Raw genomic sequence first — 26,133 nt, 5'->3', positions numbered from 1 at the left:
GTTAACGAATCAGATCCAGTGAATAATGTGGTTTGTTCAGGTAATCCTCGATGCAGTCGAGTACCAGGTAGCTGCGCAGGTCGTCGCGGCGTTGGCGCAATTCATCGAGCGAAAGCCACACTGTCCGCAGAATGCCTTCATCCAGTTTGCGCTCTGGATAGTGCTGCACCACCTTTCCGGCAAAACAACTGCGTTGATAACTGACACCATTATCGGCCTTGAACAGGTAGATGCCGACGACAGAGGTCAGTTCAACGCTATAGGCTGTTTCTTCCAATACCTCTCGCCGGGCGGCCTGGATAAGACTTTCGTCTTCTTCCACATGGCCGGCAGGCTGATTTAAAACTAGGCGGCTGTCCCGGTATTCTTCGACCATCAGGAAGCGCCCCTCATGTTCGATAATGGTCGCGACTGTGACATGGGGCAGAAAACGCATGAATGGCTCCTGAGCAGGCTGCATAGGGTAGCCTAAACCGGATGCAGGGTGAACTCCATTGCGCTAATTGGCGCCAGTGGGACTGGATTTGGCGATAAAAACGGCTAGGATGCGATTAGGGAAATATGTAGTGATCATGTAGTGATACTACAAAATAGGCCATCCGCAGTTTTGTAACGCCTTTGATAAGCAGAATGGCTCGGAAGGACATAGGTATAAGAGCTGTGAATAGATGAAAACGCGTGACATTTTGTAGGAAAACTACAACAATATGCGCACCAGCAACACCGTATTTCTGATGGCGAATTACCATTCTCCATCATTCATGACAACGACAACATAACGGAGTCAATAATGGGATACCAAAAGATTCAGGTGCCGGCTAGCGGCGACAAAATTACCGTAAATGCCGACCTGTCCCTCAATGTGCCAAACAACCCGATCATTCCCTATATCGAAGGTGATGGAATTGGCGTGGACATTTCGCCAGTCATGATCAAAGTGGTTGATGCAGCGGTTGAGAAAGCCTACAGCGGCCAGCGCAAGATCTCCTGGATGGAAGTATTCGCCGGTGAAAAGGCGACTCAGGTATACGATCAGGACACCTGGCTGCCAGAAGAAACCCTGCACGCGGTTAAAGAATATGTTGTGTCTATCAAGGGTCCCCTGACTACGCCTGTCGGTGGCGGTATTCGCTCACTGAACGTGGCATTGCGTCAGCAGCTTGATCTGTATGTCTGCCAACGTCCGGTTCGCTGGTTCACTGGCGTTCCTAGCCCCGTCAAGAAGCCAGGCGATGTGGACATGATCATCTTCCGCGAGAACTCGGAAGACATCTACGCCGGCGTTGAATTCAAGGCCGGCTCTGCAGAAGCCAAGAAAGTTATCAAGTTCCTGCAAGAAGAAATGGGCGTTACCAAGATCCGCTTTACCGATATGTGCGGTATTGGCGTGAAGCCGGTTTCCGAGGAAGGTACCAAGCGTCTAGTGCAGAAAGCGCTGCAGTACGCGGTGGATAACGATCGCGAGTCGGTCACCATCGTGCACAAAGGCAACATCATGAAGTTCACCGAAGGTGCCTTCAAAGAGTGGGGCTACGAAGTGGCCCGTGATGATTTCGGCGCCGAGCTGCTGGATGGCGGCCCTTGGATGCAGTTCAAGAACCCCAAGACTGGCAAGAACATCGTCGTGAAGGACGTGATCGCTGACGCCATGTTGCAGCAAATCCTGTTGCGCCCAGCCGACTACGACGTCATCGCTACGCTGAACCTGAACGGCGACTACCTGTCAGACGCACTGGCTGCAGAAGTAGGCGGTATCGGTATCGCTCCTGGTGCCAACCTGTCCGACTCTATCGCCATGTTCGAAGCGACCCACGGCACTGCGCCCAAGTACGCTGGCCAGGACAAGGTGAACCCCGGTTCGCTGATTCTGTCTGCAGAAATGATGCTGCGTCACATGGGTTGGGTAGAAGCTGCGGATCTGATCATCAAGGGTACTGAAGGCGCTATCGCCAACAAGACCGTAACTTACGACTTTGAGCGTTTGATGGAAGGTGCAAGCCTGCGCAAGTGCTCCGAGTTTGGTGATGATCTGATTGCCAGCATGGGCTAAGCGTTCAGCCAGAACCAACAAGGCCGGCTAATGCCGGCCTTGTTGTTGGTGCCTTGGAAAGGTAGAAGCAAATTAGTGGTGGCTTTCCTCTATTTCGCCTACTTCGATATTGGTTGTCGAAACGCCAGCTACCGCATCAACTGACTGGATATTTACCGCATGTAAGCCTTTAGGACCCTGAATGATGTCAAACTTGACCGGTTGGCCTGCTTTCAGCGTACGGTACCCATCCATCTGGATAGCCGAGTAATGTGCAAACAGGTCTTCATCGCGTCCCTCAGCTACCACGAAACCGTAGCCTTTGGCATTGTTAAACCATTTGACCTTGCCGTTTTGCATACTACATCCCTCTTAGTTTCCATTCCGGGGGTGTTCCGGTAGTTGTGAATGAGCTCGACACGCGCTGAAACAGATGACCGCTATGCAATGCTCGTTTACACTTTTTAACACTGATTCAACGTAAGTCAAGTTAGCCTCTGGCAAGCTGTGCTTCAGCGCACATTTTGTCAGCTCAATTCTCTGACACTCGACAGCAGCGATGTTTCCCATGTTTGTATTAAAGAATCTTCAACTAACCTTGAATCAACGACCTGACGAGCCGGAGCACGAGGATGACTCTGGCCTGGCCGTTGAGACTAGCAAGCCCGAGCTTAAGCCGCCGTCGCGCTACAAGGTGGTTATGATGAACGATGACTACACCCCGATGGATTTTGTGGTAGAGGTGCTGGAAAGCATTTTCTTTTTAAATCGGGAAGCAGCTACACAGATCATGTTAAAGGTCCATACTGAAGGAAGGGCGGTATGTGGTGTCTTTACCAGAGACATCGCGGAAACCAAGGCTGCACAAGCCAATGAATATGCCAGGGAATGCCAGCACCCGTTGATGTGTCAAATCGAACGGGAAGCGTAATCAAGCGACTCAAGTCGCACGACGAGGTGGCACCATGCTCAATAGAGATCTCGAGATCACCCTGAATCTGGCGTTCAAGGAAGCCCGCAACAAACGTCACGAGTTCATGACCGTAGAACACCTGTTGCTGGCTCTGCTGGATAACCACGCAGCCATCGATGTATTGCGCGCCTGTGGCGCGGATATGGAACGACTGCGGCGTGAACTCACCGAATTCATCGATTCCACTACACCCTTGATCCCAAAACAGGATCACGAGCGTGAAACACAACCGACGCTGGGCTTCCAGCGGGTATTGCAACGTGCGGTATTCCACGTGCAGAGCTCGGGCAAGGGGGAGGTCAGTGGCGCTAACGTGCTAGTGGCGATCTTCAGCGAGCAGGAAAGCCAGGCGGTTTTCTTCCTCAAACAGCAACAGATCGCCCGTATCGATATCGTTAATTTTATCTCCCATGGTATTTCCAAAGTCGGCGGAGATGCCGAGCAGGTGCAGCCAGATCAGGATGGTAATGACGATGAGAGCGGTGAAACCGTTGGTAACGCCAATCCACTCGATGCGTACGCCAGCAACCTGAACGAACAAGCCCGCCTGGGCCGTATCGATCCGCTAGTAGGTCGTGCTCAGGAAGTGGAGCGCGTCGCGCAGATTCTGATGCGCCGGCGCAAGAACAACCCGCTGCTGGTCGGTGAGGCTGGTGTGGGCAAGACCGCCATTGCCGAAGGGCTGGCCAAACGCATTGTTGATGGCGAAGTGCCGGACATCCTCTCCGAGGCGGTGGTCTATTCACTGGATCTCGGCGCGCTGCTGGCGGGGACCAAATACCGCGGCGATTTCGAGAAACGTTTCAAGGCGTTGCTCAAGGCCTTGCGCAAACGTCCGCATGCCATTCTTTTCATTGACGAGATTCATACCATTATCGGCGCCGGTGCGGCTTCCGGTGGGGTGATGGATGCCTCCAATCTGCTCAAGCCGCTGCTGACCTCGGGTGAGATACGTTGCATCGGCTCGACGACTTTTCAGGAATTCCGCGGTATCTTCGAGAAAGACCGCGCGCTGGCCAGACGCTTCCAGAAAGTCGATATTGTCGAACCCTCGGTGGAAGACACTATCCAGATCCTCAAGGGCCTGAAAAGCCGCTTTGAGGACCACCATGGCATCGGCTACACGGATGAGGCTCTGAAGGCCGCAGCCGAGCTCGCCTCGCGTTATATCAATGATCGGCATATGCCGGACAAGGCTATCGATGTGATCGACGAAGCCGGCGCCTATCAGCGGCTCAAGCCTATTGATGAGCGCGCGGCTATTATCGATGTTGCTGAGGTTGAAGCCATTGTCGCCAAGATCGCGCGCATTCCGCCCAAGCACGTATCCACCAGCGACAAGGAACTGTTGAAGAACCTGGATCGTGATTTGCGTCTGGTGGTCTTTGGTCAGGATAACGCGATCAACGCACTGTCGACGGCGATCAAGCTCTCGCGGGCCGGGTTGAAGTCGGCAGACAAGCCGGTTGGCTCCTTCCTGTTTTCCGGGCCTACTGGTGTCGGCAAGACCGAGGTCACCCGTCAGTTGGCGAAAAGCCTGGGTGTAGAGCTTCTGCGCTTTGATATGTCGGAGTACATGGAGCGCCACACCGTGTCACGTCTTATCGGCGCACCTCCGGGTTATGTCGGTTTCGATCAGGGCGGTCTGCTGACCGAGGCCGTGACCAAGAACCCGCATTGTGTACTGCTCCTCGACGAAATCGAGAAGGCGCACCCGGAAGTCTTCAACCTGCTGTTGCAGGTGATGGATCACGGCACCTTGACCGACAACAATGGCCGCAAGGCGGATTTCCGCAATGTGATCATCGTGCTCACTACCAATGCCGGTGCCGAGTCCATGGCACGGTCCTCGATCGGCTTTACCCAGCAGGATCACAGTACCGACGCGATGGAAGTCATCAAGAAGACCTTCACGCCGGAGTTCCGTAACCGTCTGGACACCATCATCCAGTTTGGCCGTCTGAGTCACGAAAGCATCAAGTTCGTGGTCGACAAGTTCCTTACCGAACTGCAGGCCCAGCTTGAGGATAAGCACGTGCTGCTGGATGTGGATGAGGACGCGCGCGACTGGTTAGCCGAGCACGGTTACGACCCATTGATGGGCGCACGGCCGATGGCGCGCTTGATTCAGGAGAAACTCAAGCGTCCGTTGGCTGAGCAAATCCTGTTCGGCGAGTTGGCCGAGCACGGCGGTACGGTGCATATCAGCCTGCGCGACGATGAGCTGGTGCTGGACGTACTTGAGGAAGAAATGGCCTGAACAGCGTTGGCTGCGTGGTGGGGCAGGGTCGCCCTGTCGCCACGCAGCCAACCGCAGCTTCAGAGCTTGAACTGCGCCCAGATCGGCGCGTGGTCCGAAGGCTTCTCCATTCCGCGAATGTCATAGTCGATTCCGCTGTCTACGCAGTGATCAATTAGGCCTTTGCTGGCCATGACCAGGTCAATCCGCAAACCGCGCTTGGGGTTGTCTTCAAAGCCACGGCTGCGGTAATCGAACCAACTGAAACGGTCGTCCACCTCGGGGTTCAGGTGCCGAAAGGTATCAATCAGACCCCAGCCCTTGAGTTTGCCCATCCACTCGCGTTCTTCCGGCAGAAAACTGCATTTGCCGGTGCGTAACCAGCGCTTGGCGTTATCCGCGCCAATGCCGATATCTGCATCTTCGGGAGAGATGTTGACATCGCCCATGACCACCAGTTTCTGCTCTGGACGGTAATCGTCCTCAAGGTGGCGCTGAAGGTCGGCGTAGAAACGCGTTTTAGCCGGGAACTTGATCGGATGGTCGCGGCTCTCACCTTGAGGGAAGTAGCCATTGAAGACGATCAGCGGCTCACCGTCTGCTACCGGAATAGCCGCACTTATCATGCGTTTTTGTGATTCGTCGTTGTCATTCGGCAAGCCCTTGCGCACCCATAGAGGCTCGGCGCGCGTCAGCAAGGCAACACCGTAGTGCCCCTTCTGGCCATGAAAATGTACGTGGTAGCCCAGCGCCTGCACATCGGCTAGCGGGAACATGGGATCGTCGACTTTGGTTTCCTGCAGACCGATAACGTCTGGATCATGTTTTTCCACAATCTGTTGCAGTTGATGAGGTCTTGCCCTCAAGCCGTTGATATTGAAAGAAACGATTTTCATGTTTTGTCCTGTTAAGCGGTTATTTTCCGCTGTTGCGTCTGTAAGCAAATGTATTTTTTGCCGGACCGGCCGATGGGGCATGTTAGCATTCTCACTGCCAATTTAACCCTGGAAGGATCATATGGGCCGTTGTTTTACATTGATTTGCCTGCTTTTTATCCCCACGGCAGTCATGGCCCAACTAGAAGTGATCGTGGAACCCAGCAACAACGGGGTACGAGATAATATCCAGGCGTTCATCGGCCCAGTGGAGGCTGAGAACCGCCGTGAAATGTGGCGCCTTGCCCGTCATGCCACGGACCAGGCGACCAAGGCCGCACAAGCCCTGGGCTTCTATCACACACGCATACGTCCCGATGTCACGGGCAGCCGAGATGCGCCTGTGCTGGTTTTGAACGTTAGCCTAGGCCAGCCGATTCTGCTCGATAAAGTGGATATCCGCGTCGAAGGGCAGGGGCGTGAAACCTTTCAATTGCCCTCCAGTTCCAGGCTCCGGCAGGGCGCTGTACTCAACCACGGCCATTATGAAAGCTACAAGACGCTGATCAGCAATCAGGCGCTGCGCTATGGTTACTTCGGTGGCCGTTTCGAGCAGCAGGAACTCTTGGTTGATGTTGACAATTACCAAGCAGATATCACCCTGGTATATCAATCCGGCGATCGCTTCAGGCTCGGTGAAGTAGCCTTTTCCGATACCCCCTTCAATGAAAATCTGCTGCAGCGTATGGTGCGTTTTCGCACCGGCGTACCCTATGATGCCGACCTGCTGGCAGAGCTGAACCGTGATTTGCTGTCCAGCGGCTATTTTGAAACCGTCCAGGTCTCTGCCTCCGCCAATACAGCAGAGGATGGACTGATCCCGGTCAACGTTGAAATACGCGAGCGCGACCAGCACTCTCTGGGCTTTGGGGGTGGTTTCTCGACTGACGTCGGCCCACGCGCCAAGGTTAACTGGACGCAACACTGGATCAATCCGCAGGGCCATTCGCGCGGCGCCGATCTGGAGGTGTCCGCTCCGCGGCAGCAGATCAGCACCTGGTACCAGATCCCCCTGGACCCACCGCAAAGCCATTCGCTGCGCTTCTTTACCGGCTTTCAGGACGAAGAAATCGATGATGTTGAAACGCGCAGCTTCACTGTGGGTGCGCAATTACTGCGAACGTTAGACAGCGGCTGGGAGCGGGTGATTGGGCTGCGCCTGGAGCAGGAACGTTTCTCGTTAGGTAATGAGTCCGGGCAAAGCACATTGTTGATTCCCAGCCTGTTATTGCAGCGCACGGTTAGCGACAACAGCATCGATCCGTCCAAGGGCTACAGCCTGATGCTCGACCTGCAAGGCGCGAAAGAGGGCGTGCTCGCCGATTTTGATTTCGTGCGGGTTAACGCCAGCGCTAAAGGTCTGTACACGCTATTTGACAAACATCGCCTGCTGTCGCGCGCCAGTATTGGCGCCATTGGTAGCGAAAGCTTCGACAGCCTGCCGCCTTCGCTGCGCTTTTTTGCCGGCGGTGATCAGAGCGTGCGCGGTTACGACTTCCGCACGCTCGCGCCCACTGATGAATCCGGCGAACGTATCGGCGGTCGATATCTAGTAGCGACCAGCGTCGAATATCAATACGAGTTTATTGATAAATGGCGCGGCGCAGTCTTTGTCGATCACGGTAATGCCATGGACTCGCTAACAGATCCGCGGGAAACCAGTCTTGGCCTGGGTGTACGCTGGGTGTCGCCGGTAGGCCCGATCCGCGTCGATGTGGCACGATCCATCACCGAGCCTGACGAGGGCTTCCGGCTGCATTTCTCCATGGGGCCGGAGCTATGACCCGGTCGGCGGTCAGATCGTCGTTCAAGTATCTGCTATTGGCGGTGTTGATACTGCTGATGTTGCCCGTGCTTCTCGGCCTACTATTGGCCAGCGAGTCAGTCAACCGCTGGCTCTTTCAGCAGGTGCAGGACCGCGAGCCACGCCTGCAGCTTGATTTTATCGAGGGCCAGTTGTGGCGCGGCTGGCAATTTGAACAGATTGTCTGGCGTGACACAGGTATTGAGGTCGTGATTGATCAGGTGCGATTCTCCTGGTCCCCCGAGTGTCTGTTGAAAACACGTTTGTGTCTGGATGATCTGGATGTGGAGAGTATCCGTATCCAGACAGAGCCCAGCGAAGAGCCCACGCCCGAGCGCCAGGCGGTGACACTGCCAGATTTGAACCTGCCGCTCGATATACAGGTTGATCGCGTGCGTATCGGCAGCCTGTGGCTGAACAGTGACGAGCCGCTACTGACTGATATAAACCTGTCAGCCCGAAGCGCCGACGACCAGCTGATTATTCAGCAGTTTACCGGGCAGGGTCCTGATCTGGATTGGCAGCTTGATGGCGAGCTGCGCATGGCTGGCGACTGGCCGTTGCAGATCAATGCCGCAGTGAATTTGCCGCCCATGGATGAACGCGACTGGTCTGCAGATATCAGTCTGAATGGCAGTCTCGATGATCTGCGAGTGGAGGCGTTGAGCCAGGGCTACCTGGAGGGAACACTTCAAGCCCAAGTACGGCCGTTGCAATCGGCCTTGCCACTCTCTCTGACCTGGGAAGGTGATGCTTTTCTGCCGTTGCAGACCCTACCCGAAACCTTGACCCTGGAAGATCTGCGCCTGGCGGTTGATGGCGACCTGGACAGCGGTTTTTTGGTTGAGGGAGACGCCTATTTCCACGGCTCTGAAGGGCGTGTGGATCTCAATCTGGACGCCCAGGCCGGGCTGACCGGCGTCAGCGATCTGGTGTTGCAGCTTAATGTTGCAGACGCTCCTGATCGACGGTTGCTTCTGGCTGCAGATGCCAGCTGGGAAGAGCAGTTGCTGGCTGACGCCACTCTGGATGTTCAACGCTTTCCCTGGCAGTGGCTGTATCCACAGGACATAGGCGCTATCGAGCTCGAAGAGCTGGCAATGACGGCCAGCCTTCGGGATATGGACGTCAGTAGTGACCTGACTGCGCGTCTCAGCGGTGTGGCAGAACAAACCGTGGAGCTGGCGATGACCGCCAGGGGTAACCAGGAATCGGTGCGGATTGCCCCCTTTGAACTGCAGACCGAAGCGGGCAAGGCCACGGGTGAAGCGGTTATCGATATGGGCGCAACGCTGGCATGGGATGTCAGCTTGCTGCTGGAGAAGTTGAATCCCGGAGTTTTTGTCGCGCAGTTGCCTGGCGAGCTTAATGGCCCGATCAATAGTAAAGGCCGCATGGGTGAAAGCCTGCAGCTGTCTGCGGATTGGGCTCTGCAGGGCTCTCTACGATCCCATCCGCTGGCCATTTCGGGGAATGTGGACAAGCAGGACGACGCTTGGCTGATACAGGATCTGCTGCTACGCCAGGGCGATAATCGTATAGCAGGTAGCGGTCAGTGGGGCGAGCAAATCGCGGCTGATCTGGATATCAACCTGCCGCGACTCAATACCCTCTGGCCGGGTCTGGTGGGTACAGTCCAAGGCAAGGTTGCCGCCACTGGTGCGGCTAGCGCACCGGACATTGCGCTCAACCTGAATGGCCGCGGCCTGGGCCTCGAGGAACTGACCCTCAGCGAACTTGATCTGCAGGGCAGGGTGAGCGTAACCGATGCTATGCCGGGCGAATTGACGCTTAACACCAGGCGCATGCGCAGTGGAGAAACGCGTTTAGGCAATATGAATCTGACCCTGCGCGGCAACAAAGCCAGCCACAACCTGAATCTGACCCTGGACCGCGGAATACTTGATGTACAAACGCAATTGACCGGCACTTTGAATGCAGAGCGCTGGCAGGGCCGGCTTACCGATGCCGAACTGGCCTACGAAGAAATGATCTGGACGCTGGTGGATTCGGCCGTCTTCAATTATCGGCTTGCACCTGCCCGATTGCGCATGGCCGCGCATTGCTGGCGGCAGCAGGGCGCGCGTTTGTGTTTTGACGGCGAACAACATCTTTTGCCCGACCGACGCATCAATTTGGCATTGAATGATTTCGCACTGGACACGCTTCAGGGCGCCTTGCCCGAGGATTTCAGCTGGGACGGATTGCTCAACGCGCAAGTGGAGTTCAACCAGGCGGTAGGCGGCGAACCATTGGCCAAGGTCGACGTTTCCAGCGTCAACGGCGTAGTCAATGTGACCAACCCGGAGCAGACCCTGGCATTCCCCTACGAAAGCCTACAGCTCAATACTCTATTGGAAGAAGGGCAGGCCAACACGCGCCTGCTGCTTGCCAGTGAGGGCCTGGGTACCCTCGACGCCCAGGTGCGAATTGACGATCCTGCCGGTGAGCGCGCGCTCACTGGGCAATATCGTATAGAAGGTTTGAAGCTGGATTTCCTCAGGCCCTTCCTGACCCAGGTTGAAGAGCTGCACGGCGAGGTAAACGGTCGCGGTGATATCAGCGGTACGCTCGTGGAACCCCTGATCTCTGGCGAGATACGCTTGCGCGACGGCCATGTCAGCGGGCCGGAATTGCCGGTAAGTTTTGAGCAACTGAATGTAGATGTTCTGGTCGCTGGGCAGCGCGCTGATATTGATGGCACCTGGCGCAGCGGTGAGCAGGGGCAAGGCAGCCTGCAGGGTAACGTAACCTGGGCGCCGGAACTTGACCTTGATCTGACGTTGAAGGGTGACGCCCTGCCGGTGACAGTCGAGCCCTACGCGGATCTCAGTGTGAGCCCTGATCTGAATGTAACCCTGGCAGATAATCGACTGCAGGTGCGTGGCCAGATAGCTGTGCCTGAAGGTGATATCACGGTGCGCGAATTGCCGGAGCAGGCGGTAAAGTTATCACCTGATGTCGTTATCGTTGGGCAGGAGGTTGAAGAACAGGAAGCGCCGCTGGATATCCGAGCCCGCGTGCAGCTGCTGATCGGCGATCAATTGCGTTTCTCCGGCTTCGGCCTCACCGGCCGGCTCAGTGGGCGTATCCAGGTCGAGGAGAATATGAATGCGACCGGTGATCTGAATATTCTCGATGGGCGTTTCCGCCGGTATGGCCAGCGTCTCAGCTTGCGACGCGCACAGATTCTGTTTGCGGGCCCCATTTCCCAACCGTTTCTGGATATAGAAGCGGTGCGCCGGGTGGACGATGTAGTCGCTGGCCTGCGCTTGACGGGTCGCGCGGAAGCACCACAATCCGAGGTATTTTCCGAGCCCAGCATGGCGCAGGAACAGGCCCTGTCATATCTGATACTGGGCAGGCCGCTGGGTGGTGATGGTGGCGATGACAACATGCTCGGCCAGGCCGCGCTGGCATTGGGAATGGCTGGCAGCGGTCCGGTTGCCGGCAATATTGCCAATAAACTGGGGATTGACGATTTTCAGCTTGAAACAGAAGGCAGTGGGGTAGGGACGCAGGTGGTCGCTGCCGGCTATATCACCGAAAAGCTGAGTTTGCGCTATGGTGTTGGGGTATTTGAGCCGGCCAACCAGTTGGGGCTGCGATATGATTTGACCCGGCGTTTATACCTGGAAGCCGTCAGCGGCTTTGCCAGTTCGCTGGATTTCTTCTACCGTATTGATTTCTGACCGCATCATGTTTTCCCGCGCACAGACTGCGCGTTACCTGCAATGATCTGAGGAGTTTCCATGTCCAGCGTTAATCTAGGCGGTAACCCGATTACAATCGGTGGCGAGTTTCCGCAGAAAGGCAACAAGGCGCCTGCTTTCAAGCTGGTAGCAAAGGATCTGTCCGACGCTACCCTGGCGACCTACAGCGGCAAGCGGAAGGTCCTGAATATCTTCCCCAGTATCGACACCCCTACCTGTGCAACGTCGGTACGCACGTTCAACAGCAAGGCCAGCGCTATGGATAACACCGTGGTTCTGTGCATCTCTGCCGATCTACCCTTCGCTCAGGCGCGCTTCTGCGGTGCTGAAGGCTTGGACAACGTCATCAACCTGTCGACCATGCGCGGTAGCGAGTTCCTCAAGGATTACGGCGTAGCGATCGAAAGCGGCCCGCTGGCGGGTGTTACTGCACGTGCGGTAGTGGTGCTGGATGAAAATGACACCGTGCTTCACAGCGAACTGGTGGGCGAGATTCGTGATGAGCCGAACTATGATGCGGCTTTGGCCGTGCTCGCTTGATATAGGTTTCAGCTATAGCAAAAAGGCGCCTTCTGGCGCCTTTTTGGTTTCTAAGCTAATGCGATAAGAACGCTATCAGCCCTTCAGTTTGGCAGCACTCTTCGCCACGTGTTCGCCCTGAAAGCGAGCAATAGCCAGTTCGCGTTCATCCGGCTGCCGTGACCCATCGCCGCCCGCCAGCGTAGTTGCGCCGTAGGGAGTGCCGCCGCTGACCTGGGAAATATCAAACAGTTCGGGTGTGCCGTAGCCAATGGGTACGATAGTCATGCCGTGGTGGGCGAGGGTTGTCCATGTGGAAGTAATGGTCATTTCCTGGCCGCCGCCGGTACCCGTCGATGCAAACACACTGGCGATCTTGCCAAACAAGGCGCCTTTGGCCCACAGACCGCCGGTTTGATCGAGGAAATTGCGCATCTGCCCAGACATGTTACCGAAGCGTGTAGGCACGCCGAAGATAATGGCATCGTAATCAGCCAGTTCTGCGGGTGAGGCAACGGAAGCATCCTGGTCAACTTTGCCGCCCGCAGCCTTGAATGCCTCGGCATTCATGGTCTCAGGCACACGCTTGATGGATACCTCGACACCGTCTACCTTGGCTGCACCGTCAGCAACAGCCTTGGCCATGGTTTCGATGTGGCCATACATGGAGTGGTAAAGCACAAGTACCTTCGCCATAGTGAAACTCCTTAAACTTGAAGATGAAAAATCGGACTAACCGAGTTGGTGATTCATCATGCATCAGATTTACATAGCTGAAAAATCAAAATACCGCGCATATCAATCGTTTTATTCGATACGTGGGTGCTACAGCTACTGGTAAGCCATATTGAAGGTTAGCAGCTCCCTGTTCGCTATCCATATAACTACGTATAATCTATATTATGTTAAATACAGTATTAACCTCCAGCCAGACCTACACGTAAAAAGCCCTCTCCCGAATCCTGAAGATTGTCAGAGATTGATCGTTATCTGGCAGCATATGGTAGTCGCTTACGCACTCCAAACAGGCAGTCTATGCTGAGTGCGTCACTTGGCTCTCATGAGAATAATAAAATGTCTGCAGAACACCTGGATGTCATCGTTATCGGGGCTGGCCTTTCTGGCATCGGCATGGCCTGTCATATGTCGCAAATGTGTCCTGGGCACAGTGTCGCGATTCTTGAACGGCGTCAGGCCATTGGAGGCACCTGGGATCTGTTCCGCTACCCGGGTGTGCGCTCGGACTCCGACATGTTCAGCTTCGGTTACCAGTTTCGACCCTGGAACGATCTGCAGGTATTGGCTGACGGTGAATCTATTCGGCGTTACATCAGCGACACTGCCGCCGAATACAAGATTAACGACAAGATTCGCTTCGGGCTGGATATCACCCAGGCCAATTGGTCCAGCACAGAAAAACTCTGGACGCTGACAGCCACAGAGCTCAGTTCCGGTGAGACGCTGCAGTTCACCTGCCGGTTTTTGATCAGCTGTACCGGCTACTACAACTATCACCAGGGCTATTTGCCGGAGTTCCCTGGCGCAGAACGCTTTCAAGGCCAATGTATCCATCCGCAAGCCTGGCCCGAAGACCTGGACTATCGGGGCAAGAAAGTGGTGATCATTGGTAGTGGTGCGACCGCCATTACGCTAGTGCCAGCAATGGCCGCGCTGGCTGCGCATGTGATCATGGTGCAGCGATCGCCCTCCTACATTTTTTCCGTCCCGTCCCGCGATGCGATTGCCGGATTCCTGAAAAAGATACTGCCCGAGAGCTGGGTGTATCACTTTACGCGCCAACGCAATATCCGTATCCAGCGCTGGATGTACCGCGCGGCCAAGCGTTGGCCGAACGGCACGCGGAATTTTTTGCTCAAACAGGTGCGTAAGCAACTGAACAACCCGGATGACATGCGTCACTTTACGCCGGAGTACATGCCCTGGGACCAGCGTCTCTGTGCGGTCCCGGACGCGGATCTGTTCCAGGCTATCAATTCCGGCAAGGCGTCGGTGGAAACCGACACGATAGAAACTTTTACCGAGAAAGGCCTGCTACTGCGCTCCGGAAAGGAGATAGAGGCAGACATAATCGTCACTGCTACCGGTCTGCAAGTGCAGGTTCTAGGTGGTATGCAGCTGACGCTGGATGGAAGGCCATTCGCTATTCACGAACAGATGACCTACAAAGCGGTAATGATGCAGAATTTGCCGAATATGGGCTGGATTATGGGCTACACCAATGCCTCCTGGACACTCAAGGCAGACATTGCAGCCCAGTATCTATGTCGTGTGCTCAAGCATATGGATCAGCATCATTATCAGGTAGTAGTACCCCTAGGCGGCGAGGAAAGTGTGCTGCCCTCCTCCATCATGGGCTCTTTGGAAGCAGGATATGTGCAGCGCGCCAATGCGGTGCTGCCACGTCAGGGCAAGGGTCTGCCTTGGCGCGTGCTCAATGATTATTTGCAAGACTCGGAAATGCTGATGAAGGAGAGCCTGGACGACGGCCTACTGGCGTTCGACCCGCCTGAGTCTTCGGCCAAACCCGTGTTGGCCAGGAAAGACACCTCGGAAGCGGCCTGATCACTCTTTCCGGTTTCTCCGACTGAAACCCAACCGTAGGCACAGTCGGGTTTTTTTGGCACTATTCAGCCTCAACGCTAAACACACACATCACACGTCGCCAGGGGAGTCCCTTACCGGACTGAGAATCGCCGCAATCATTTGCGGCGTAAACCCTGGAACCTGATCCGGATAATACCGGCGGAGGAAGCGCGACATGCTTTACCTGACACTGGCCGTGCTGGCGGCTGCTCTGTTGCTGTTCGCCTGGCTTGGGCTACGTGAACGCCAATCTGCTTCCGGTCTCGATGATTACTGCACGGCCCGCAACAGCCAAGGCGCGCAGGCGCTGGGGTTGTCTTTTCTGGCTTCGGGGATGGGCGGCTGGATTCTGTTCGCGCCGCCGGAAATAGGTGCATTTGCCGGCCCGGTAGCTCTCGCCGGGTACGCTTTGGGCGCTGCCCTACCCTTCATGGTATTTGCCTGGTGTGGGCCGGCGATTCGCCGCCACCTGCCTGAAGGCCGCAGTATCGGTGAATTTGCTCAGGCCTGTTACGGGACCGCCGTACGCCGGTGGGTGGCGCTGATCTCGCTGTTATATATGCTTTGTTTTCTGATTGCCGAGCTCACCGCGATTGGTGCTATTACATCCATGCTGTCTGATGTTAACGGCAACCTGGTTATCGTCGCCGTGGCGGTGACCACGCTCCTCTATACCGCATGGGGTGGCTTACGAGCCAGTTTGGTAACGGATCGCTGGCAAGCATGGCTGCTGATGCTGTTGTTGATCGCGGTAGGCTGGGTAGCGCTGAAACGGCTACCTGACTTGGCGAGCAGTGGCCAGTCAACGCCTTCCATTCCGCTGGGCAGTTCCTTATCCATCGCCTTGACTCTTATTATTGCGGTGACCGCCGCCAACCTCTTTCACCAGGGCTATTGGCAACGCATCTGGGCTGCGCGCGACGGCCAGGCCCTCGGGCGTGGGGCACTGTTGGGCGGTATAATCACTGTTGTAGTAGTGGCTGTGGTTGGCGGCCTGGGGATTGCTGCAGCGATGAGCGGCATTGAACTGGGAAGCCCCCCTATACCCTTTTTCGCCCTGCTCGCTGACGCTCCCGCCTGGTTAACCATTCCAGCGCTGGTGCTGGCGATGACCCTGGTCGCTTCGTCGGTGGATACGCTGCAGAACGCGCTCGCCTCCCTCGCCGTGACTGAAAGCCGCGGACTGTCCCTCGCTGCGGCACGTTGGATAACCTGCCTGTTGATGATTCCGGTGATCGCGGTCGCATTGCAGGGCATCTCGGTGCTGCGTCTGTTTCTCATCGCTGACCTGCTCTGCGCGACCGCCGTCGTGCCTGTCTTGCTCGGTTTGTGGTCACGCATGAGCACCGGTGCTGCCATCGCTGGTTCGCTGGCAGGGATCCTTGGTGCAATACTGCCAGGTTGGTGGGTGACGGGAAGTATTTCTGGCGGTGTGATGGCAGCCTCATTCCCCGGCAGTATTCCGACCCTGGCGCCCTTTGCGGGCGCCTTGGCAGCCTCCACTGTGGTCTGCCTGTTGGTGGCTGCGGTCAAACCACGGAGCTATCTGCCGCGCCCCGTGTAATTCTGGTGGTCAGCCTGTGTGTTTCGCCAGGTTCGAGGACTCGCGCATCCGGCCCGGCATTTGCTGCTTCAATGCACAGCATGTGCCGGTAGTCGTCGCTGGCGAAGTGGCTCAGTCTGAGTGATTTTTCTATCCAAGGGTTCCATACCACCACGGAATCACTTCCCTTGCGGTGGACCGAGATCACCTGCTTATTGGCATCAATCAGGCGCACGTCACCAGAGTGGTTGAAATAGATGCGATCTGTTTCTGCCGTGAAGCGCACAGGCCCTTGCTGAATCTGCAGGTGCCCCGTCAGTTGGTCAAGATAGGCGCAACTCTCCAAGCCTTGGACCACCACCTGATCAATATTCGAGACAGGCAAGTAGCTATGCAAGGCCTGGCTCAACGCCTGACGCTCTTCTCCCATATTGCGGGTAATCAGCGTCACCATCAGGTCGGAGCCCAGAACAAATTCGACGTCCAACTTCCACTTCTCACCCGGCAATGCCTGTTCAATCAAAGAGTGCGCCAGCCTCATGCGCACGCTCACCCGCTCAGCATCGCTTGATACCGCAGTTAACTGCCACGGGCTGATGCGCGCAATGCCATGTGCCGGCCCTGATCTGGTATCACTGAACCAGGGCCAACACAGGGGAATTCCGCCACGTATCGTCTTGCCGGGGAGCTCTGGTTCAGAGGCGCTCATCCACAACAAGGGCCCCTGCCCTGCGGGCTGACAGTGGGTGATATGCGCACCCTCCATGGCGATTCTGGCGCTGACTGCTGGGTGGTCAATCTGCAGAAATTCTCGGCCATGTTTATTTTGAATCAAGCGAACGCCTTCCGGTAACTGCACCGGATGCTGCGCGAATTTCTGGGAATGCATCTAAATACGCCGCCCTTCTGTTCAACTGGAGAATTGGAAACCTGATGCAACTTGGCTGCCCTCATTTTGCAAAGGATAGCAGGCCATGGAGGCTGGAATTGCTTGAAAAGGCTATAACGCTTACATACTTTACTAGAGGGGAGTGATCAGAAGACCAGGTCTGGAAAATCAAGGTTTCCAATATGAGGAGGAATGCAGAAAGGTAACGTGGAGGCCACGGCGGCCTCCCGTCCGGACGTCACTATCAGTTAGAGCCGCTTTCTATACGGAAACCAACTTTGATGACCACCTGATAATGTGCAACCTTGCCATCAACGACATGGCCACGCGTCTCGACAACTTCAAACCATTCCACGTTCTTGACGGTTTTCGCGCACTCGGCAATAGCATTGCTGATCGCATCTTCAATGCTGGTAGTAGAGGATCCTGCCAACTCGACTTTCTTGTACACATGTTGATCTGACATGTCTTTCTCCTTTTGTGAACGTTATCCGTAAGGCAAAGGATGAGGCGCTAAGTTCCGCATCTGCAGAGCGTTGCAATATCCCGACACAAGCCTATAATCGTGAACGCAAATCACTATCATTATAATCTTTTCACGGTAATCAGGAGTCCATCTACATGGTCGTTCACTTCCCTCTAAAGGCATTGACCCTCGCGCTATCCGCTGCTGTATTGCTGACTGCTTGTGATAACAAAGAAGAGGCGCAAACCAAGGCACCTGCAGAGCAGTCGGCCGGTGAGGCAGTGGTCGACGCAGTAGAGAATGATGATGCAAACCAGGCAGGCGCTGACAATGGCGTAGACAGTGCGGCAGTCGCCAAGCATTACGCGGATCTTGCCTATGCCACCTATCAGGATGCTACGAAAACGGCAGTGGCCCTGAATGAGGCGACCGATGCACTGATCAATGAGCCTACCGAGGCTAACCTGAACGCAGCCAAGCAGGCTTGGCTGGATGCACGCGTTGCGTATCAGCAATCCGAGGTATTTCGCTTCGGTAACTCAGTTGTTGACGACTGGGAAGGTCAACTCAACGCCTGGCCGCTGGACGAAGGCATGATCGATTACGTCGCTGCCGATGACTATCAGCACGAGATGGGTAACGAAGGTGCCAATGCCAATATTATTGCCAACACCAGCATCAATGTGGGTGGCGAAACGCTGGATGTATCCGAGCTGACCCCAAAGCTGCTGGCCGACCTGAATGAAGCGGGTGGCTCCGAAGCCAACGTTGCAACCGGTTATCACGCTGTCGAATTTCTGCTCTGGGGCCAGGACATGAACGGCTACTCTGCCGGTAGCGGCGAGCGCCCAGTGACCGATTTCGCCAAGAACGATGATTGCACCAACGGCAACTGCGAGCGTCGTGCCGAGTATCTGGATGCGGCAACCGACCTGCTAGTGACCGACCTGCAATGGATGACCGAGCAGTGGACCGAGGATAAGTCTGATAATTATCGTGCCGAGCTGTTGGCCATGCCCAGTGAAGAAGTTCTGCAGAAGATGCTGTTCGGCATGGGTTCCCTCTCCCTCGGTGAGTTGGCCGGCGAGCGCATGAAGGTAGCGCTGGAAGCCAACTCCTATGAAGACGAGCATGACTGCTTCAGTGACAATACCCACAACTCGCACTTCTATAACGCCAAGGGCATCCAGAATGTTTACCTGGGTGAGTATCAGCCCGCTGACGACGCTGCCATCACCGGCCCTTCCCTTTCGGATCTGGTTGCCCAACGCAATCCAGAGCTGGATAAGCAACTGCGCGCTGAACTTGAGAGCACCATGGAAGCGGTTCAGGCGATGAAAGATGCGGCCGAAGCCGAGGAAAATCCAATGGCGTTCGATATGATGATCGCTCCGGATAACCAGGAAGGCCATGACATCATCAATGCAGCGATCAGCAGCTTGGTTGCACAAACTGGCTCTATCGAGAAAGTGGCCGGCGAGCTGGGTATCGCGTCGCTCGAGCCTGATGATGCCGGTCACGCATTCTAAGCGGTAACAACAGTAGTGCCAGTCACCATGGTGGCTGGTGATCTGTACGCTGAGAGTCCGCCCGTGAGGTCGGGCTCTCATTTGTTTCAACAGTGACATAAACAGGCATTCATGAAGCTATTGACTTGCCCCGCCGCCATTGGTTTGTTGTTGGCCGCCCAATTATTACTGACTGCCTGCGATTCGGCAGCCGAGTATCCGTTACAGACCACGCCCGATACCGGGGGCGAAGGTACGGTTGAACAATCGGATCACAATGCCTACTCCCTGCCCCAATCCAATCTGCCGATGACCAGCCGGCTGGACTTCAGTGTGGGTAACAGTTTTTTTCGCAACCCCTGGGTCGTAGCACCGTCCAGCACAGATGCGCGCGATGGCCTTGGCCCCCTGCTTAACACCAACTCCTGCCAGGGGTGCCACATCAAGGATGGCCGCGGTCATCCACCTGCCGCTGGGGAGACCGCCGTATCGCTGTTTCTGCGGCTGTCAGTGCCTGCCGACGCGGAAGTAGATGCTTTGATCCTCGAGCAGCATGGTTTTCTACCTGCCCCGGTCTATGGCAGCCAGCTTCAGACCTCCGCCGTCCCTGGCATGCAGCCTGAGGCAGATCTGGCAATCGAATGGAGTGCTCTGGAAAAAAGCCTCGCGGATGGCACCAAGGTTACGCTGAGCAAACCAACCTACCGAATCGAGAAACCTGCTTACGGACCTTTGCCTGCGAATCTGCTGATGTCGCCTCGGGTAGCGCCGCCGATGATAGGTCTCGGCTTGCTTGAGGCCATCCCCGAAGCGGATATTCTTGCTGCCGCCGATCCTGACGACCGCAACGATGACGGCATCTCCGGACGTCCCAATCAAGTCTGGGACAGAGCCACAGAAACGAGTGCGCTGGGCCGGTTTGGCTGGAAAGCGGCAGAACCGAATGTCTTGCAGCAGAGCATGGGCGCATTCGCCGGCGATATGGGACTGACATCCACATTGGCTCCGATCACCGATTGCACTGAAGAGCAGGATTGCGGGCGCTTTGCACACGGTGGTGAGCCGGAGGTCAGCGACAAGGTGGCCAACTTTGTTGCTTTCTATTCCCGCAGTCTGGCGGTGCCAGCGAGGCGCAACATGGATGACCCGCAGGTAACCCAGGGTGCACAGCTGTTCAATCAGAGTGGTTGCGCCGGGTGCCACACGCCACGCCAGGTAACCGGTGAGGTTGCAGACCGACCGGACCTGAGCAATCAGACCATCTGGCCCTACACCGATCTGTTGCTGCACGACATGGGCGCTGAGCTGGCCGACGGCCGACCGGAATTCCTCGCCGACGGCAACGAATGGCGCACTCCCCCACTATGGGGCATCGGGCTGGCACAGCAGATTAATCCTCGGGCGGGCTTCCTGCACGATGGCCGAGCCGAAACGCTGGAACAGGCGATTCTCTGGCACGGTGGCGAAGCTGAGCAAGCTACCGAGCAGTATCGACAATTGTCCAGTGAGCAACGCGCGGCGTTGATTGGTTTCCTTGAGTCCCTGTAAGCGGAGCGTATTGATGTCTGTATTGAGTAACCGGCCCAGCCGGCTGTTGGCGAGTGCGTGTCTGCTTACCCTGATGTATACATCCTCAGCCTATGCCGAATCAGCGCGCGAGCAATGGCACGCACAGCTGTCCAGCGGCTACACAGCCCTGGCAGACGCCAGCAGCGACCTGCATCAGCAGGCAACCGAGCACTGCACCATTAGCCAGGAAACAGCTGCAGCGCCGCTGCGGGATGACTGGCTACGCGCCTTCCTGGCTTGGCAGCGAGTACGTTTTATCGATTTCGGCCCGATCGAGCAAAACAGTATGGCCTGGCAGTTTCAGTTCTGGCCGGACAGCAAGAATCTGATCGCCCGTCAGGTAGATGGCTGGATGAAGGATCAGCGCCCGGTGTCCCCTCAAGCACTGGCTGGAGAAAGTGTCGCTCTGAAAGGCTTTCCCGCCATGGAATATCTGCTCTACGGCGAGCAATCAGACACCCTTTCCCCGCGGGGTTGCGAGCTGCTGGTCGCAATCAGTGCACAGGTCAGCGCCAATGCGACCCACCTTGTTGAACAATGGGCCGCGTTCAAGCCGCATTACCTTGAGAACGACGGCTATCAGACCACCACCATCAGTGCGGCGATGCATGCGTTGGAAATCATGCGTGACGCACGCCTTGGCGCCCCTATGGGCCTGCAGGGCAAGAAACGGCGTAACGCCTATCTGGCAGACGCCTGGCGCAGTGAGCAGTCACTGACGGCCATCCGGGCGACGCTGCAAGGGTTACAATCCGAGTTTCTTCCGGGCTTTGCCACCGTGATGCGTGATGCCGGTAAAGAGCAACTGCTGACTCAGTTCGAGGAGACCTTAGCCGGCACCCTGGAGCGAATAGACAGCCTTCCGTCCGACGTATCCGCATCGCTGAAAGATGAGCAGCGTTATCGGGGGCTGCAGCTGCTGTTTGTCGATATCGACAGGCTCGCCAGTCTGCTCAATGGCCCTATTGCCAGTGAACTCGGAATTGTCAAAGGCTTCAACTCCAGCGATGGTGATTGATGAATAGACGACGTTTTGTTCAGCTGGGGTTGTCAGCTTTGGTTTTGAGCGGTCCCCTGGCAGGTTGTACCCGGTTGCACGCCGAGAGGGATCGCCCGCAGCGATTTCTGAGCGCGGCAGATGATGCCAACGGCCAGCACCTGATTACGCTGGCCGATCATCAGGGTCATGTGCTTGCCCGCGTTCCCGTTGCCGAACGTTGTCACGGCGGCTGTGTGCGGCCCGGCTCCGCTCAGGTGGCGGTATTTGCGCGGCGCCCTGGCCGTGAGCTGTACATACTCGATGGCCGCGAAGGCGCCCTGCTGCATCAGCTGAGTTCCGGCGATAAGCACCATTTTTATGGGCATGGTGTTTTCAGTGAAGACGGTCAGTATCTGTACGCCACCGCCAACCATTTCAATGATGGCCAGGGTCAAGTGCGTGTCTATGACGCCCGCCAGCAGTATCAATGGGTCGCGGACTTCCCGGTAGGCGGCATGGATCCGCACGAATTAAGGCTCCACCCGGACGGCAATACGCTGGTCATCGCCATGGGCGGGATTCTTACCCATCCGGATTATGATCGCATCAAATTGAACATCGATAGCATGCGCCCGGCATTGGTGCTGATGAATCGGCAGACTGGCGAGATTGAGCAGCGGCATGAGCCTTCGCATCACCAGCTCAGCTGTCATCACCTGGATATCAGTCCAGAAGGTGTGGTCATCGCAGGCTATCAGTTCGAGGGGCCAGAGTGGGAACGGCCGCCGCTGATTGCGCGTTTGGACACCCGCTCGGGCTTGTTCAGCGAGGTTGCTTTGCCGGCCGAGGCGCTGGCGGCAATGAACAATTATGTCGCCAGTGTCGCCGTCAGCACGCGTGGGCCGTTGGCAGCCATTACCGCGCCGCGCGGGAACCGTGTGGTGCTGATCAACTACCTGAGTGGCGAGTATGTGGCTGATATCCATCTGCCCGACGCCGCAGGTGTATTGCCTGCACCCCAAGAAGGGTTTGTGGTGACTTCCGGCCTGGGTGGGATCTATCTGCTGGATGAGCAGAAGTACACAGCAACACTGCTAAACCCTGAGGAACTGCACTGGGACAATCATCTGACTGCTTTGGAAAGCTGAGTTCAGCGGCTGGCGACCATTTTCTCTATGCATTTCCTGGCGTCTTCTGGTAACTCGACGAAATGCATTCCGGTCCAGTGCTGGCCACCGGCGATGCTTTCGCGATGCCACAAGCTTTCGGCATCCAGATAAAAATCGCTCATGCCGTTCAGCGTCATCGGCAAACTGACCTGTAATGCATATCGCTTGAACAAAACGATAGGTTGGTCGCTCAGCAGCATTAATCCTTCGGTATGCAGGTCGACGACCCGGCCCAGATGGCAACCTTTGTCCAGATCATAAACCTCAAGACTCGCACTCAATGTATGTCGTTCCAGGCGCCGCTTTTCGTACATAGTTGGCTCATTAACCGAAGTATTCATCCCTTCTTACCTTGCGAGATGTCAGCCCTGACAGTCTGCTTGAAATACATGCTGGCTAACAGCCATGTATTGCCTCTTTTTTCGATAACTGGAACACAGTTCTGAACATGGGAATCAGATGAAAATTCAGCGCCGCAATACTATTTTAGTATTACATCATTCTGCAAAAGATATCTGCGCTCAGGGTGCCTGACCAGGGATAGCATGAAATTGAGGCGCAGGTTAATCTTGAGTCTTTGCCTTCAGGAGTTACTGCATGAGATTGAAAAAGCTGGTCATCATCCTGGCCGCCACGCTAGGTAGCAGCTTGCTCGCCGGTCAGGTGATGGCTCATGAATACGATATTGCCGACCTGCATATTACCCATCCATGGTCGCGTGCCCTGCCCCCCGTAGCAAAGACGGGAGCAGCTTATCTCACTATCGTGAATCGCGGTGAGCAAGCTGACCGGTTGCTCGAGGTCACTACACCGGTAGCCGGCCATGCCGAGCTGCATGAGCATATACACCGGGACGGCCTGATGAAAATGCAGCAGATCGAGACTATGGCGTTACCCGCCGGAAGCAGTGTCAGTTTCAAACCCGGCAGTTACCACATCATGCTGTTTGACCTGAAGCAGCCTCTGGTGGCAGGGGAACAATTCCCTTTGACCCTGCACTTTGAACAGGCAGGCGAGCTGGAAGTCGACATTTCTGTCCAGCAGGACGCTCCGGCAGACGTTCAAGCCGAGTCTGGAGAGCACCAGCATCACTGATCACGATCAGGCGGGTCACGATCCAGTAAGTGAAACCGGGGAAGGCCAAGGTGCCAGCGGATAGCGGCCAGGCGGATCACCAAAACGGTCAACACCGAGATGGTGACATCCAGGTTAGGCGTGGTGTTGAGCTGGTGCAGAGCGATATACACCACTGAGCCGGCTATGCATGCGGTAGCGTAAATTTCCTTGTGGAAAATCAGCGGAATTTCATTACAGATAACATCGCGCATCACGCCACCGGCAACTCCGGTCATCACACCCATGATAACGGCCGCGCTAACCGGCACGTCGTGCTGCAGCGCTACCTGGGTGCCGATAACCGTAAATACGGCGAGCCCGAAGGCATCAGCAATCAGCAGCCCAGTTTCGTGGATAGGCCGCGTGAACCGTACCCAGAGAATGGTGCCAATAGCCGCCAACACAGCCACCAAGATGTAGACGTCGTTTCTGATCCAGCTGACGGGATGGTTATCCAGAATGGCATCACGCAAGGTCCCACCGCCCAGCGAGGTGATAATGGCGATGACCAGCACCCCGAAAAGATCCATCGACTTACGCCCGGCGACCAGCGCGCCAGATATGGCGAATACTGCAACGCCAAACAGGTCAAAGGCATAGAACCAGGTCATGCGGTCCGATCTCCGGGCTGGCGCGGAATCAGTCTGACCGCGTTGGGGTACGCATGGTAACAAACTCTTCTGCTGCGGTGGGATGAATCCCCAGCGTGGCATCGAACATGGCCTTGGTAGCACCGGCCTTGAGCGCAACGGCCATGCCCTGGACGATCTCGCCTGCGTCAGGACCAATCATGTGCACGCCCAATACCCGGTCGCTGGCCTTGTCGACAATCATCTTCATCAGGCTTTCTTCGCCCCTGCCCGCCAGCGTATTGCGCATGGGGCGGAAACGACTTTCGTAAATATTCAGCGCGTGGCCAGCTTCGCGGGCTTGTTCTTCGGTGAGACCCAGCGTAGCAATATTCGGAATACAGAACACTGCTGTAGGTATGTCGCGATAGTCCACAGGTACATAGTCGGCCGGTTGGAACAGCCGCCGAGCCAGCGCCATACCTTCCGCCAGCGCAACAGGCGTTAACTGCAGGGTATCGGTGACATCGCCAATGGCATAAATACCCGGGTCCTGGGTTTCGTAATCGGTGTTGACGGCGATAAAGCCTTTATCATCCAGGGTCACAGCGGTGTTTTCCAGGCCCAGGCCCTTGAGATTGGGCTTGCGGCCAGTGGCATAGAGTACCAGGTCGGTCTCCAGCGTGGTGCCGTCTTTCAGTGTAACCAGCAAACTGCCATCGGCCTGGCGTTCAATGTTCCTGACATCGGCATTGAAGCGCAGGTCTATGCCCTTGTGCTTGATGGTCGCTGCCATATGCTCACGAAGGCTGGTGTCAAAGCCACGCAGAAAAAGCTCGCCGCGATAGAGCAAGCTGACTTCGCGCTGCATGCCGTGGAAAATACTGGCAAACTCAATCGCGATATAACCGCCGCCCACTACCAGGATGCGTTTGGGCAGGGTTTCCAGATGGAACACCTCGTTCGAACTGATAACGTGCTCGCTACCCGGAAACTCGGGAATATGCGGCCAGCCGCCGGTCGCAATCAGAATATGTTCGGCGGTAACCTGCTTATCCCCCACCTGCAGGGTATGTGAATCGATAAAACGCGCGCGGGCATCCATGATGGTCACACCCGAGGCTTTGAGCATATTGCGATAGATGCCGTTGAGACGCGCGATCTCCTGGTTCTTGTTTTCCAGCAGCGCAGACCAGTCGAAGTGGGCGTCAGGCAGATCCCAGCCATAGCCCTTGGCGTCCTCGAAGTCCTCGGAATAATGCGCTGAATAGGCAAAGAGTTTTTTCGGTACACAGCCCACATTAACGCATGTGCCGCCCAGATAAAGATCTTCCGCCACCCCTACCCTAGCGCCGAAGCCTGCGGCCATCCGGCTGGCTCTTACTCCGCCGGAACCGGCACCAATGACGAAAAGATCAAAATCGTAGTGACTCATTTTTATACCTTAACTATCTGTTAACAGTGACTATGTACCAACAACGGACCAACAACCCGAATTAACTACCCATT

22 protein-coding genes and 1 riboswitch are annotated in these 26,133 nt (G+C 56.0%); of the genes, 13 read left to right on the top strand and 9 right to left on the bottom strand.

The genetic code is table 11. The features are described 5' to 3' along the window. Nucleotide 1: 1 nt before the first annotated feature. Nucleotides 2-436 carry an NUDIX hydrolase gene (locus DT594_RS05445; RefSeq protein ID WP_149331701.1) on the bottom strand — a complete coding sequence of 145 codons (435 nt, stop codon included), beginning with the start codon at nt 434-436 and terminating at the stop codon, nt 2-4. Between the two features lie 354 nt (nt 437-790). Between DT594_RS05445 and icd the strand changes: the two genes are divergently transcribed. Continuing rightward, entirely contained in the window at nt 791-2,050 is a 1,260-nt protein-coding gene (gene icd / locus DT594_RS05440; RefSeq protein ID WP_149331700.1) for an NADP-dependent isocitrate dehydrogenase, read from the top strand. Nucleotides 2,051-2,122: 72 nt separating this feature from the next. Here icd and cspD read toward each other — a convergent pair whose 3' ends face one another. Then, the gene (cspD, locus tag DT594_RS05435) at nt 2,123-2,389 is read right to left on the bottom strand and encodes a cold shock domain-containing protein CspD (protein WP_149331699.1); all 267 of its coding nucleotides are present in this window, start codon (nt 2,387-2,389) and stop codon (nt 2,123-2,125) included. A 208-nt stretch (nt 2,390-2,597) separates the two neighbouring features. Between cspD and clpS the strand changes: the two genes are divergently transcribed. Both clpS and clpA read left to right on the top strand, forming a co-directional pair. Beyond that, nucleotides 2,598-2,960, top strand: a complete 363-nt coding sequence (gene clpS / locus DT594_RS05430; RefSeq protein WP_149331698.1) for an ATP-dependent Clp protease adapter ClpS — start codon at nt 2,598-2,600, stop codon at nt 2,958-2,960. Nucleotides 2,961-2,994: 34 nt separating this feature from the next. Beyond that, entirely contained in the window at nt 2,995-5,262 is a 2,268-nt protein-coding gene (gene clpA / locus DT594_RS05425) for an ATP-dependent Clp protease ATP-binding subunit ClpA (protein WP_149331697.1), read from the top strand. 59 nt (nt 5,263-5,321) lie between these two features. On the opposite strand, the gene xthA is transcribed toward clpA, so the two are convergent. Further along, the gene (gene xthA, locus DT594_RS05420; protein ID WP_149331696.1) at nt 5,322-6,137 is read right to left on the bottom strand and encodes an exodeoxyribonuclease III; all 816 of its coding nucleotides are present in this window, start codon (nt 6,135-6,137) and stop codon (nt 5,322-5,324) included. Nucleotides 6,138-6,258: 121 nt separating this feature from the next. Here xthA and DT594_RS05415 point away from each other — a divergent pair, with 121 nt between their 5' ends. Genes DT594_RS05415 through tpx form a run of 3 tightly spaced genes read left to right on the top strand, consistent with a single transcriptional unit; the run spans nt 6,259 to nt 12,233 of the window. After that, on the top strand, nt 6,259-7,959 hold the full coding sequence (locus tag DT594_RS05415; protein WP_149331695.1) for an autotransporter assembly complex protein TamA: 1,701 nt from the start codon (nt 6,259-6,261) through the stop codon (nt 7,957-7,959). After that, on the top strand, nt 7,956-11,672 hold the full coding sequence (locus DT594_RS05410; protein ID WP_149331694.1) for a translocation/assembly module TamB domain-containing protein: 3,717 nt from the start codon (nt 7,956-7,958) through the stop codon (nt 11,670-11,672). The genes DT594_RS05415 and DT594_RS05410 overlap by 4 nt, the downstream gene beginning before the upstream one ends. Nucleotides 11,673-11,732: 60 nt before the next feature. Then, nucleotides 11,733-12,233, top strand: a complete 501-nt coding sequence (tpx, locus tag DT594_RS05405; protein WP_149331693.1) for a thiol peroxidase — start codon at nt 11,733-11,735, stop codon at nt 12,231-12,233. 75 nt (nt 12,234-12,308) lie between these two features. Here the strand turns inward: tpx and wrbA are convergent, their stop codons facing one another. Further along, nucleotides 12,309-12,908 carry an NAD(P)H:quinone oxidoreductase gene (gene wrbA / locus DT594_RS05400; RefSeq protein WP_149331692.1) on the bottom strand — a complete coding sequence of 200 codons (600 nt, stop codon included), beginning with the start codon at nt 12,906-12,908 and terminating at the stop codon, nt 12,309-12,311. Between the two features lie 378 nt (nt 12,909-13,286). Here wrbA and DT594_RS05395 point away from each other — a divergent pair, with 378 nt between their 5' ends. Continuing rightward, complete coding sequence (locus tag DT594_RS05395) at nt 13,287-14,795, top strand: flavin-containing monooxygenase (RefSeq protein WP_149331691.1); 1,509 nt, start codon at nt 13,287-13,289, stop codon at nt 14,793-14,795. Nucleotides 14,796-14,887: 92 nt separating this feature from the next. Then, a riboswitch (TPP riboswitch) is annotated at nt 14,888-15,002 on the top strand. After that, on the top strand, nt 14,992-16,380 hold the full coding sequence (locus DT594_RS05390) for an SLC5/6 family protein (protein ID WP_149331690.1): 1,389 nt from the start codon (nt 14,992-14,994) through the stop codon (nt 16,378-16,380). It overlaps the preceding riboswitch by 11 nt. On the opposite strand, the gene DT594_RS05385 is transcribed toward DT594_RS05390, so the two are convergent. After that, nucleotides 16,346-17,248, bottom strand: a complete 903-nt coding sequence (locus tag DT594_RS05385) for a D-hexose-6-phosphate mutarotase (protein ID WP_149331689.1) — start codon at nt 17,246-17,248, stop codon at nt 16,346-16,348. The genes DT594_RS05390 and DT594_RS05385 overlap by 35 nt on opposite strands. Nucleotides 17,249-17,492: 244 nt before the next feature. Next, nucleotides 17,493-17,714: a dodecin gene (locus DT594_RS05380; protein ID WP_149331688.1), complete on the bottom strand. Its 222-nt coding sequence runs from the start codon at nt 17,712-17,714 to the stop codon at nt 17,493-17,495. Nucleotides 17,715-17,869: 155 nt separating this feature from the next. Between DT594_RS05380 and DT594_RS05375 the strand changes: the two genes are divergently transcribed. The 4 genes from DT594_RS05375 (at nt 17,870) to DT594_RS05360 (ending at nt 22,918) form a co-directional block, all read left to right on the top strand. Continuing rightward, a complete protein-coding gene (locus tag DT594_RS05375; protein WP_149331687.1) occupies nt 17,870-19,243 on the top strand; it encodes an imelysin family protein in 1,374 nt (457 codons plus the stop codon). A gap of 111 nt (nt 19,244-19,354) precedes the next feature. Then, nucleotides 19,355-20,770, top strand: a complete 1,416-nt coding sequence (locus DT594_RS05370) for a di-heme oxidoreductase family protein (protein WP_149331686.1) — start codon at nt 19,355-19,357, stop codon at nt 20,768-20,770. Nucleotides 20,771-20,783: 13 nt separating this feature from the next. Then, nucleotides 20,784-21,809 (top strand): imelysin family protein, encoded by a 1,026-nt coding sequence (locus DT594_RS05365; RefSeq protein WP_149331685.1) that lies wholly within the window; start codon nt 20,784-20,786, stop codon nt 21,807-21,809. Continuing rightward, nucleotides 21,809-22,918: a DUF1513 domain-containing protein gene (locus tag DT594_RS05360; protein WP_218574476.1), complete on the top strand. Its 1,110-nt coding sequence runs from the start codon at nt 21,809-21,811 to the stop codon at nt 22,916-22,918. The genes DT594_RS05365 and DT594_RS05360 overlap by 1 nt, the downstream gene beginning before the upstream one ends. A gap of 2 nt (nt 22,919-22,920) precedes the next feature. On the opposite strand, the gene DT594_RS05355 is transcribed toward DT594_RS05360, so the two are convergent. Beyond that, nucleotides 22,921-23,253 (bottom strand): PilZ domain-containing protein, encoded by a 333-nt coding sequence (locus DT594_RS05355; RefSeq protein ID WP_178091427.1) that lies wholly within the window; start codon nt 23,251-23,253, stop codon nt 22,921-22,923. A 283-nt stretch (nt 23,254-23,536) separates the two neighbouring features. Between DT594_RS05355 and DT594_RS05350 the strand changes: the two genes are divergently transcribed. Continuing rightward, nucleotides 23,537-24,034, top strand: a complete 498-nt coding sequence (locus tag DT594_RS05350) for a copper chaperone PCu(A)C (protein WP_149331682.1) — start codon at nt 23,537-23,539, stop codon at nt 24,032-24,034. On the opposite strand, the gene DT594_RS05345 is transcribed toward DT594_RS05350, so the two are convergent. Continuing rightward, nucleotides 24,028-24,666 (bottom strand): trimeric intracellular cation channel family protein, encoded by a 639-nt coding sequence (locus DT594_RS05345; RefSeq protein WP_149331681.1) that lies wholly within the window; start codon nt 24,664-24,666, stop codon nt 24,028-24,030. The genes DT594_RS05350 and DT594_RS05345 overlap by 7 nt on opposite strands. A gap of 28 nt (nt 24,667-24,694) precedes the next feature. Continuing rightward, nucleotides 24,695-26,059: a glutathione-disulfide reductase gene (gene gorA, locus DT594_RS05340; protein WP_149331680.1), complete on the bottom strand. Its 1,365-nt coding sequence runs from the start codon at nt 26,057-26,059 to the stop codon at nt 24,695-24,697. Nucleotides 26,060-26,133 lie beyond the last annotated feature (74 nt).

Origin of the sequence: Halopseudomonas laoshanensis, from assembly GCF_008365385.1 — a bacterium.
GTDB classification, from domain to species: Bacteria; Pseudomonadota; Gammaproteobacteria; order Pseudomonadales; family Pseudomonadaceae; genus Halopseudomonas; species Halopseudomonas laoshanensis.
The sequence above is the reverse complement of the archived record's forward strand: the minus strand, read 5'-3'. Positions and strand labels throughout refer to the sequence as shown.